This window comes from Bacteroidota bacterium (assembly GCA_016213405.1).
Classification (GTDB): domain Bacteria; phylum Bacteroidota; class Bacteroidia; order Palsa-948; family Palsa-948; genus Palsa-948.
The window spans coordinates 1-11,923 of the sequence record JACRAM010000106.1; the positions used below are offsets into that span (position 1 = coordinate 1).

The following is an 11,923-nucleotide window of genomic DNA, read 5'->3' on the forward strand; positions in this document are numbered from 1 at the left end:
ACCTTCGAGTTTTGCTTTTTGAAGTTTTTCGGGAAAGGAGTGGAGAATATAACTTTCGAGGTTTTGCCATTGGATGAGGCATTTGTCTTTTTCATCTTCGAGGAGGACGTGGAAGGATTCTGAGATTTCATCGCGCTGCTGTGCGTCTGGCATATCGCTTGCGGCAGTGACGAGGGCTATTTGGGCGTTGCCGTAGGCGGTGGTGTAGGTTGTTAAATGATTGGTGAAGTCAGAAACATTTTCGAGATAGGAATTCCATCCGAGGATTGCGACTGCATAGAGTTCTTCTTGTCCGCAGTTGTATTGTGCTTTGGGGCGTGGGGTTTGTAGGGGCATAAATTTTAATTTGTTAATGTGTTAATTTGAAGATTTGAAAATTGATTAGTTGGCATTAAAAAAATCTTTGTGTTTGCATCCGATTTTCTTTATGAACTGGTCGAGTGTATCTGCAGGAATGTTTTGGATGAGCATGAATTATTTTTTCTTGTTTCTTTTCTTCCTGATGTATTGCATTTCTTAAAAGGGTAACCAATTGCGAATCTGTAATTTTATATTTGTTAATAATTGTATTTCTTTTGATACCCGAATTATAATCATCTACAACTTGCTGATCCTGATTCAATGAAACAGGTTTGTTTTTCTGATGTATTTTATTCATTGTGTTAGAAATAAATTCACAATTTGATAAACTTTTTTGTGATTTGTTTTTCGTTGTTATATATATTAAGAAAATAAAATCCCTGTAAAATATTTTTCAAATCCAATCTCAATAAATTACTCCCCTTGATAACTCCCAATTGTGAACTGCTTATTTTCTTTCCATATAAGTCAGAAATTTCTATCTGAACATTCCCGTCTTCGGGGCTTTGGAGTGTGGCGAGAAGTTGATCGGTAAAAGGCGTGCCTTGTAAGAGCAAATTCCATTCATCAGCAGGAGAACAGATAACTGAGATGGGTGGGAAGTATTCGTACTTGCCGTTGTAGTCGGTTTGTTTTAAACGATAATACAAAGCCCCACCCCATCCCTCCCCATTGGGGAGGGGGTCAGTAAATTCATATTGCTGAATGGTGGAAGAATTGCCTGTGCCTTGCATTTTTCCTATTGCTTCAAATGTTTTTCCATTTATGCTTCGCTCAATGGTAAAATAATCGTTATTGATTTCGGTTGCAGTTTGCCAGTTGAGTTTTACCAAATTGTTTTCACAATTTGCTGTGAGGGAAAGGAGTTCAACGGGTAAAGAAGAATAATTATCAATCTTAGTTATAAAAGATTCTCCTCCTGCTGTTGTTCCAAAAACTGTACGGCTGGAAGAAAAATTAAGATAGTTATTGGTAATTCCAGCTGCAAATATATTTCCTGAACCGTCTATGGCAAGTGCGTATGCAATGTCGGGATTGCTGCCAGTAATTATATCTGTAGATAAATGTGTTGTTAAGGTATTATCAAATCTTGATACATAAGCATCTGCTATTCCCAATGAGGGTCCTTGCACTCCATAAACATTGCGGCTGGGTGCAAAATCATTTGATGCGTTACCCGATCCTGCCACAACAACATTACCTGTTGCTGCTTCAATGGCAATTGCGTAGGCATTATCTTCGCTGTTTCCGGTAACTATAGCTGTGGCAATATGAGTAGAGAGCGTATTGTCAAACTTTGTAATAAAAGCATCAGATGAACCGCCTGTTGTTCCAAATACTGTACGACTGGAGGAAAAATTAGTGGAGTTAAGAGTATATCCTGCAATAAAAATATTTAATGAAGCATCTATTGCGATTGCTCTTGTGTAATCATTTCCGCCTCCTGTAATAATAGCAGTTGCAAGATGTGTTGTTAAGGTATTATTAAGTTTTGTTACAAAAGCAGAATTTCCGCCCACTGTTCCATAAATAGTTCGTGAGGGGGAAAAGTTGGTTTCAAGATCGGTAGTTCCGCCAGAAAAAACGTTACCCGAACCATCTATGGCAAGTGCGTATGCATAATCGGTTCCTCCTCCTCTAATAATGGCTGTTGCCAGATGAGAGGTTAAGGTATTATTAAACTTAGTAACAAACGCATCCCAGTTTCCAGATGAGCCAAAGTTGGTACGGCTGGGTGCAAAATTAGATGATGTTCCTGTTGTTCCGGCCGCAAAAATATTTCCTGAACCGTCTATGGCAAGTGCGTATGCAAGATCAGTTCCGCCACCAGTAATAATGGCTGTTGCAATATGTGTTGTTAAGTTATTATTAAGTTTTGTTATAAAAGCATTTGCTGCACCACCTGCGGTTCCAAAAGTCGTTCGGGTGGGTGCAAAATCAGCTGAACTCGTACTTCCTGTTATAAAAATATCTCCTGAACCATCAATAGCAATGGCGTTGGCAACGTCACTCCCACTTCCGCATATAATTGCAGTGGCAAGATGGATAGTTAATCCATTATCAAATTTCGTTACAAAAGCATCATTTGACCCTAAAGTTCCGAAAATAGTGCGTGATGGGTTAAAAGTGGCTTGATTAAGTGTGTATCCAGCAGCAAAAACATTTCCTGAAGCATCAATGGCAAGTCCATTAATATAGTCCACATTATTGCTTGCTATAATGGCTGTTGTTATGGGATCAATAGTAAGCTGGGCATTTTTATCGTAATTGGATGCAAGGTATTCAATGTGATTTTTACTTATTCTGTATTGCACATTGATTTTTTCCTGAGCATTATCTTTATTTTTCTGGAAGGCATAGATTTTTCCCATTGTAATTTTAATTTTCTTCTTCGTTATTACAATTTCGTTTTCACCTGTCATGCTGATTTTTCCGCCTGGAACTTCCAGACATATATCATCCACATTCCCTCCGGGATAAACATACCATATCAGTTCAATCTTTCCATTATTCACTCCTTCAATACCAAGGTCAATAAAAGGGTAGATATTTTTATAAAGTATGTTGCCGTAGGATGGAATATCGGTTATTTCCTTTTTGGCGGGCGCAGCCGGAATATTTCCGAAGTAATTGAACTTGCCTTGAAGAAGTTTTGTTCCTTCAACAATAATTTGTGAATTACGATTTTTGATTTTTATTTCTACCCCGTTAAAAATAATCCTGTCAGCATATATGGCAGTTCCTTTGGGAAACCAACTGTAAAAAAGAATATTCCTTTTTTCTTGCCCATTATTTTTCACAAACACAAGCGATTGCCTTTGAAAAATGGTATCAGACGCGCTAAGAAGAAACGCGATGAAAATAAAAAACAACGAACAAGTAAATTTTTTAAACATAGGTTTATCTTGTAATAAATATTTTATTGGCCGAACTTTCATTTTTTGTTCTTATATAGAGGAAATAAACTCCGGTATTGCATTCTCCAACATCAATTTTTAATTCTATATCAAAAGTTTTGGCACGATAAACAGTTTCTCCTATTATGTTTTGGATGCTGATTTCTTTCAAAGATTTATCGTTGTATAGTTGTATATTGAAAATTCCATTATTCGGATTTGGAAAAACAATTGGAAAATTTTCATTTGTATTTTCTTCAACGCTGTTTGGGGTGCAGGACGTATTATTATACAGCACCACCAAACTCTGGGAAGTTTGTCCCGCCAGAACAACATCGCGCAAGCCGTCATCATTTATATCTCCCACTGCCAATGACTGCGGTTTGTAGGGGGAATAGGGAGTTGGAAATAACTGGTAAGGGTTGAGTGTGCCGGATGTGTTTTGCGCATACACGCTTATGTTCATCCATCCTCCGTTCGCCACAATTACATCTTTCAAACCATCGCAGTTGAGGTCGGCAATTTCTACCGACTGGGGTGCATCGTAGCATGGATAAGTAACAGGATTGCCGGAAGGATCATTCTGAAGCCATATAGAAATAAATGTATTGGGTTGGTTGCCACCGTGCGTTACAACAATATCGTTTGCGCCATCATTGTTTACATCACCTACAGCAACTCCTTTTGTATTGATATTGCCCAAGTCGTTGAAAATAGGCGGTAATAAACCACCGGCAGGGTCTTGTGGGAATATGGCTATGTTTTCAATTGAAAAAGTTTGTCCGCGCATTAAAATTACATCGTTCTTTCCGTCTCCTGTGGCATCCGCAATCTCAATTTCATCGTAACCAGCTGCAGTAATTGAATAAGTGGAAGATGTGAAACCACCTGCTGTTTGCTGATAAAATACGCGGATATAATTGCTTTGCCAATGCCCCGTTGCAATATCGGTCAATCCATCACTATTCAAATCGCCCGCTTTCATTGCGTCTGTATTTGTTCCTGAATAATAGGCAAGCAAAGGGTCGAGCGTACCGGATGAGTTTTGATAAAGGATTCCGATTGAATCGCCAAAACTTATGATTACATCATTTCGCAGGTCGTTGTTCACATCGGCAACATCAATTGTCTTAATGTATCGCCCGTCATATTTTACAAAGGGATTCAGTATACCGGAGGCGTTTTGCTGGAAAACAAAAATCTTATTATCATAAAGTGAATCGGAAGGAAATGATGCTGATGTTCCCAGCACCACATCATTCAAGTTATCATTGTTCAAATCGCCAATCGCCACTATTTCGGGCTGAGAGCCGATGGCATAGGATTGAAAGGTTTGAAAACTGATGGGGGTTTGCGCTAATGCATTGGTTGAAATAACCAGTGCGATAATTATACTATTTATTGTTTTCATCTTTGAGTTTGTTGAATTGTTGTTTGTTTTATGTTTTTGCCCCATGAATAAGAAATGCTTAAGAAAACTCCTAACATGGAAGTGTTAAAGTTGTTATTAACTGAGGTCTTATGTAATTTTTTCTCCCACACAGTTTTCCCATACGAAGCGATACCTTCTACTCCAAATAAAAAATCTTTTGATGCCCTTATGCTTACTCCCGCACCAGTGCCGAAACTATATCCGCTGCCATATACCTCGTATCCATACTTTTGCGGCTGAGGATAAGTGCGTCTTATTAAAATTTCTGAAAAAGAACCATTCCACGCGGCATAGCAATAGGTTTGAAAGAGCCCCTTTTCGCTTTAAAAAATATCTTCCCTGTAAGCCAAGATTACCTGCGCTAATATCTTCTATATCGTATATGAAAGGAAAGTTGGGGTCATTATTAGGGAAAGTATAGTAAGGATAAGCATGTCTAAAAAATGTGTGATATTCATAAAAATGAACTCCTATGGCGAAGCGTTCACTAACGCGTAAAAGATATTCTAATTTTATGCTTATTTCAGGTCTGGCGCTTATCTCAAAAGAAGACAAACTATCTGGATAATTAAATACAGAATTCTCAAATGCTTTTGGATAGCCGATGGATAATGTAAATTGATGTTTAGGAAGGAGGGTGCCAAGCCATTCTTTTCTCGTCATTTTGGTAAGCGTATCATTTGCAGACGCAGATGAAACCAACAGGCATGAAAAAACACTGTATTGTAATATTTTTGCTTTCATTTGGAAAAGGTTTATTGTATGATTAGTTTTCCGGAAGAAATATTTTTTTCGTCTGATGTTACTTTATAAAAATATATTCCCTGCGAAAGTTTATTTACCGGAACGGAATATTGTTCTGACTCTTCTGCCCGTTGTATAAAATGCTCCTGTACAAGCAAACCGAGCGGGTTGTATATTTTGCAGGAAATATTTTTTGTTTCCTTATTAAACTGAAGGTGGAAAATATCCTTTGCCGGATTGGGAGCAACAGTGATTACATCATTATTATCTGCAAGACCGGGAATATAAGTGGGAGGGCAAGGCAACAGTTGAACATTTACACTGTCATGTAAAAAATCAACCCATAAGGTTCCACATGCAAATTGTCTTTGCCATATTCTTCCCTGATGAGTGGCAGGACCAAGAGGCGCTCCAAGCGTGTCTGGCCATCGAATAAATTCCGACCATTGAAAAGATGGATAGGATATCCAACTGCCATAAACAGTAGTAAATATCGGGTCTCCCGGATTTCTTACAAGCATGGCTGCGGCAGCAACCATTAAATGTTCTTTAATCATGGTATCATTATACACAGTGCCTGTTGGAGTTGGAATCAGCAATATTAATTTCCCGGAATCAAGCACATTGCGATATGCCTGCAATTCATTAACTAGTTGAAGCCCCAAAGGGTCTCCAATCGTATCTTTTCTAAAATATTTAGCAACAGGTTGCTCAGCCATGATGCCATCCACATATTGAAAGGGGAATGTATTCCATTGGAGGCAAGGGAAGCCAGCATAATTAACTACTAACGGCAAACCGGCAGAATCACAATAATATTTTATTCTTCTAAGATGAGGAGCCCAAATGGTGTCAAAATCAAATCCAAAAACTCCATCATATCCTAAGTTATCTAACGAAAGAAAGTCGGCATTAGGAAACTCTGCCAAGGAACGGTCTACAATTAATTTTGCAAATTTCCGACTTGCAACTGTATCTGCAATATTCACAATTCGGGTATTTGTATCACCCCAGAATTGCGAGGTGAGATTAGCATATCCAATATCTTCCCATGTTACACATTCTGAGGGCACGGCATTCAGTTTGGCTTGAGGCCTGCTTACTATGCTGGATTTATAGATGCCTATCAAATGAGGATTGGGCGAACATAAGTTGTAATAGTTTCTCATTGCCTGCACATTTGTTATCGTATCAAAAGAATATTTTGCAATAGTCCAGTAAACCGATGTGCAAAAAACAGAATCGGGAGAATAAGCCATTACCTGAGGATTGACTCCGCAATTAAAATTTAATTGATTATCTGAAGAAATTCCTTGCAGCCACGCAGGTTGGGAGTAGGTATATTGCACGGATAATTGAAGCAGCAATAATCCGAAGAGAAGCCGTATCATTTTATTGTATTATTATTTTTCCAGATGAAATATTTTTTTCTTCTGAAATGATTTTGTAGAAATATATACCTTGTGGATGTGCGGAGATATCAATTATAGATTTGGATGCGGATGTAAAAGACCTATGAATGCACTCTCCGAGTGTATTGTATATTTCTATTTTGTTATGACTATCGCTGAGGGCTTTCACTTCTATTATTCCATTTGTGGGATTAGGGAAAACAGTAATTGTATTTTCCATTGTGTTTTCTTCCTGAGCAAAGTTGGGGGAACATGCTTGCGTTTCCGATGCAAAAATCAAACTGCTTTGGAATGCGGGAGGCGGAGCGACTATTGTGCCTGCTGAAATTACAGGAGTAAAAGTTCCGATTGCAGGCGCTATTGTCAATGCTACGGTATTCATGGCATTGCTGCAATTTGAATTACCCGATGAGTCGGTTTTGATAACAAAAAATTCATGGTCATAGTTTGGCGGAGGCGTAAAGCTTCTTGCTCCGCCAGCCATTAAAAATCCGCCATCCATGGTTGGTTTCATAGAGCGTATTTCGTCCTCATGAGTTCCGCCATAGGTTTTGCCCCATTGAAAAGTTCCGAATGTATCTAACTTGCATAGGAAAGCATCATAACTGCCTGCTCCATAACTATCGGTTTTTCCAGCCAGCATATAACTATTGGGTGAAGAATACACAACAGAGTAACCGTAATCATTTCCTGAACCGGAAATAACTTTATACCATAGTGGATTTCCACCCGAATCAGTAAGCGTTACATTGATATCCGGGTCTCCGTTTCCATAACTCCAAGTTGTACCACTTATAATTGCTCCTTCATTTGGCGCAGGGCTTATTGAAAACGCATAATCAGCATTAGTTCCGCCATAAACTGTTGTCCAGAGCGGATTTCCAATTGCATCAACTTTCATAAGAAGTATATCATAATTTCCTGCGCTTGCATTAGAGGAGTATCCTGTTATTTTGTATCCGCCATCAGAAGTTTGAAGTGCGCTGTAACCAACAGTTGCCCCTGTGCCTCCGTAAGTTTTTGTCCATTGTGCATTACCATCGCTATCGGTTTTGATTAAGTAAGCATCGCTGTTGCCTGTTCCAAAACTTGTAGTATATCCTGTAATGAGAAACCCTCCATCTGTAGTTGAAATAACATCATTGGGCACATCGCTGCTTGCTCCTCCGAATTCCTGCGTCCACAAAATATTCCCCTGTGTATCAGTTTTCATAAGAAAAATATTGCCGCTGGTTGTGTCTAAAAAACTCATCGTGATTCCAGTGATAATTATATTGCCATCATTTGTTTGTTTAACACTGTATGCCCAATCGCTTTTAGAACCGCCATAAGTCATGTTCCATTGATATGTTCCTGCTGCATCGGTTTTTATAACAAGTATGTCTAAATATTGATTAATTGAACTTGGAGTTTGTCCTACAATAATATAACCTCCATCATTCATTGTTTCGGCAGAATAAGCGTAATTTGATTTTATATCTCCATAACATTTTTCAAAACCAGATGAAGATTGTGAAAAGGAATTGTTTGTGTTCATTCCAATGCCGATAGCTACTGCAAAAAATATTTTTGTCTTATTTTTATCTTTCAATTTCATAGGATGGAATTTTTGATGTATTGCTTTTTGAGAACAAAGGTGAAGAAGAAATGTTTGTGAAACAATCCGAGTGGGAGGGTATTTTGTGATACCCATTAGCACGGATTACCACAACCCTCTTTCTAATAAGAGCGAAAGCAATATAGTTAAAGAGAGTGAGAGAAGAAAATCAATTTGTCAGATTATTCTCTATGGCGTATTTGATAAGACCTACCAAACTTTTCGTATTGGTTTTGCGGAAAATATTTTTACGGTGTGTTTCCACGGTTCGTTCGCTGATGAAAAGCGCTTCTGCAATTTGACTATTGGAAAATTCTTTAGCTATCAGTTGAATTATTTCTTTTTCTCTCGGAGTGAGATGTGCTTTTTGTTCTTCGGTGGATAATTGTTTTTTTTCAGCAATATTTTTCATCATTTCAGCAGAAACTTCATCACTGAAAAATAATCCTCCATCGTGAATTTTCAGCAGAGCATCTACCAATTCTTGTTTGCCGGTGTTTTTTAAAATATAGCCCGACACACCCGCATCCAGCATTTCACTGATCATCCCCTTTTCGCCATACATGGAAAGAGCAAGAATTTTTATTTGAGGATATTTTTTATTAATGACAGCGGTAAATTCTATTCCTGACATTTCGGGCATATTTATATCGGTAACTATTATATCGGGATTGATTCGAGGAATTATTTCAAGTGCTTTTTCACAACGAGTTGCCTCACCCGCAATTTCAAATTGGATATTGTTTTTCAGTAATGCTTTCATTCCATCAATCAAAATCTGATGGTCGTCCACAAACATTATTCTTATTTTCTTCTCTTTTTTCATTTTGAAATACTACGTATTGGTTGTTAAAGGTAATTCAATAAACATCACTGTTCCTTTTCCAACTCGCGAGTCAATTTCTATTTTTGCATTCAGAATTTCCAAGCGGGAATTAATGTTATTCCAGCCGTTGCCAGCGCTTGTTTTCAAAATAGTTGTATCAAAACCCTTTCCATCATCTTCCATCATCAAGGTTAATTCCGATTCGCTCCGATTCAACTGTATGTGAATTTCAGCGGCATGTGCATACTTAATAATGTTGTTCAATAATTCCTGAATAATGCGGTAGAGTTGTATCTCCATAGCGTTATCAAGCCGTTTTTCCATTCCATCACTTTCAATAAAAATTTTCAAAGCATAGGAATGATTTAATTTATCTGCCAAATCGTTAAGGGCGGGAATCAACCCGCTTTTCACAAGCAAGCCCGGCATCATATTGTGAGAGATATTTCTCAATTCACTGCAAGAATCATCAATCAGTTCAATCGCATTTTTGTATTGAATTTTATAGTCATCCTCTTTGCTGTCATCTAATGCAGCAATATTTAATTTTACGGCCGAAAGCATTTGCCCGATGCCATCGTGCAATTCTTCCGCAATTCTTTTTCGCTCTTTTTCCTGTGCAATGACTATTGATTTGAGCCTCAATTTTTCCTGCTTCAATAATTCTTCACTTAATGATTTTTGTTGTGCGCTAATTTTTTGCTGGTAACTGTTTTTCATCTTTAATTGCCTTCTGTTGTATAACAATACAACAACGATGATTAACAAACCAGAAATACCAATGATAGCATTACGAACAGTTTGTTGCTTTTGCAGCCGTTCGCCTTTCACTTCATTTTCTTTGTTGAGTAATTGAATCTGTTTTTCTTTTTTCTCCGTCTCGTATTTAGTTTGCATCTCGGTTATCTGCTTGCTGCTTTCTTCATTGAAGATGCTGTCTTTTATTTGAGAATAGAGTTGATAATATGTATGAGCGTTTTTGTAATCATTCATTTTTTCATTTACTTCTGATAATCTTTGATATGCTTCCATCATCCCATCCTTTACTTCTACTTCTTTGAATAGCTGCAAACTATTTAATAAATATGTGGTCGCTTCGGCATAATTCTTTTTTTCCATATAGGTGCTTCCGATGTTAATATAAGAAGTAGCGATGCCTTCTTTATTGTCGATTTCCTCATATATTTTGAGCGAAGTGAAATAATTTCCCAACGCCTTTGTGTAGTTGCCTTGATTCCTATAAATTTCTCCGATGTTATTGTAAGAAGAAGCGATGCCTGTTTTATTACCGATTTCCTTATATATTTTGAGCGAAGCGAAATAATTTTCCAACGCCATTGCATAGTTGCCTTGACTCCTATAAATTTCTCCGATGTTAATATAAGAAGCAGCGATGCCTGCTTTATTACTGAATTCCTTATATATTTTGAGCGAAGCGAAATAATTCTCCAACGCCATTGCGTAGTTGCTTTGATTCCTATAAATAAGTCCGATGTTGTTGTAAGAAGCAGCGATGTTTTTTTTGTCACCTGTTTCTTCTCTGATTTTGAGCGAAGCGAGATAATTTTCCAATGCCTTCGTGTAATTGCCCTGATTCCTATAAATAAGTCCGATGTCATTGTAAGAACCAGCGATGCTTTTTTTGTCACCTGTTTCTTCTCTGATTTTGAGTGAGGCAAAACAATTTTCCAATGCCTTTGTGTAGTTGCCTTGAATACTATAAATTATTCCGATATTATTGTATGTATTTGCAATGCCTTTATGGAAATTTAATTGTTTAGCTAATTGCAATGCAAAGTTTCCATAATGAAGAGCGGTATCGTAATTATCGGCAGTTTGATATTCCCAGCAGAGTTTATTTAAGTGGTTGACTTTATTTGTGTCTTCTTTATCTTTTTTGAGGAGAACAAGAAGCGAATCAATGGTCTTGTTCTGAGCGTGGGATTGCCCCATTCCCCCAGTAATGAGAATGAAAAATAATAATATGTGAAAGTATCGTAACATAATTGCTTTATCAAAATTATAAATTTGCTTTGAAGGGAGGGGAAAATAATTTTTAATCTATAGTTTTTCTTCGTGAGATGGAGCAAGTGCAAATGTGTTGCACTCCACAATTAAAAATAAAAAAGTTGTGCAGCTCTTTTGCATTTGCGGAATATTATTGCTTGGCTGTCTACGGAGATTTTTTTTATTTGCTGTCTGGTTAAAAGCAACGATGAAGGGTTGCGAGATGTTTTTTATGCTGTCGAGGCGCGCGCAACGGTCAACCGTGAGAAAAGCTGTCCGCCCGTGATTTGCCTTTTTTGATTTGCGGTCAAAGAACTACAAAATTGTCTGCCGACTGTGGAACTGTCCGGCTGTTTTTTCTTTTGTATTTGTCGCGGTGAATAACCAGCACAAGTGTCCGCGAAATGCGCAACTGTCACCCGTGAACCTGCCTTTTTTTGTTGAGCCCCAGGAACTGTCTTCCGAGCACTTATTTGTCTACTCTTGAAAAAGGCGGGCTATTGTAGTTAACGTTCCGCGCATATTGCGTTGTTGCCGATTTACGAAGCGCAAAATTGTCTGCCGAAACACAAAGCAAAGATATGAAAAACAAAACTCGATGCAAGATTGTAGCGGCAATAACGCAAATGCGTTGTTACCGCCTGTTGC

At 37.9% G+C, this 11,923-nt stretch carries 8 protein-coding genes; all 8 read right to left on the reverse strand.

Annotated elements, in window-relative coordinates:
- A partial coding sequence (locus tag HY841_12775) for a hypothetical protein (GenBank protein MBI4931635.1) occupies positions 1-336 on the reverse strand: 336 nt, incomplete at its 3' end.
- Between the two features lie 338 nt (positions 337-674).
- Positions 675-3,257 (reverse strand): SBBP repeat-containing protein, encoded by a 2,583-nt coding sequence (locus HY841_12780; protein ID MBI4931636.1) that lies wholly within the window; start codon positions 3,255-3,257, stop codon positions 675-677.
- A 4-nt stretch (positions 3,258-3,261) separates the two neighbouring features.
- Positions 3,262-4,668: a VCBS repeat-containing protein gene (locus HY841_12785; GenBank protein MBI4931637.1), complete on the reverse strand. Its 1,407-nt coding sequence runs from the start codon at positions 4,666-4,668 to the stop codon at positions 3,262-3,264.
- 216 nt (positions 4,669-4,884) lie between these two features.
- A complete protein-coding gene (locus tag HY841_12790) occupies positions 4,885-5,433 on the reverse strand; it encodes a hypothetical protein (GenBank protein ID MBI4931638.1) in 549 nt (182 codons plus the stop codon).
- A gap of 11 nt (positions 5,434-5,444) precedes the next feature.
- Positions 5,445-6,824, reverse strand: a complete 1,380-nt coding sequence (locus HY841_12795; GenBank protein ID MBI4931639.1) for a T9SS type A sorting domain-containing protein — start codon at positions 6,822-6,824, stop codon at positions 5,445-5,447.
- Position 6,825: 1 nt separating this feature from the next.
- Positions 6,826-8,442, reverse strand: a complete 1,617-nt coding sequence (locus HY841_12800; GenBank protein MBI4931640.1) for a T9SS type A sorting domain-containing protein — start codon at positions 8,440-8,442, stop codon at positions 6,826-6,828.
- A 169-nt stretch (positions 8,443-8,611) separates the two neighbouring features.
- On the reverse strand, positions 8,612-9,268 hold the full coding sequence (locus tag HY841_12805; protein ID MBI4931641.1) for a response regulator transcription factor: 657 nt from the start codon (positions 9,266-9,268) through the stop codon (positions 8,612-8,614).
- A gap of 9 nt (positions 9,269-9,277) precedes the next feature.
- Entirely contained in the window at positions 9,278-11,272 is a 1,995-nt protein-coding gene (locus HY841_12810) for a sensor histidine kinase (protein ID MBI4931642.1), read from the reverse strand.
- Between the last annotated feature and the right edge of the window lie 651 nt (positions 11,273-11,923).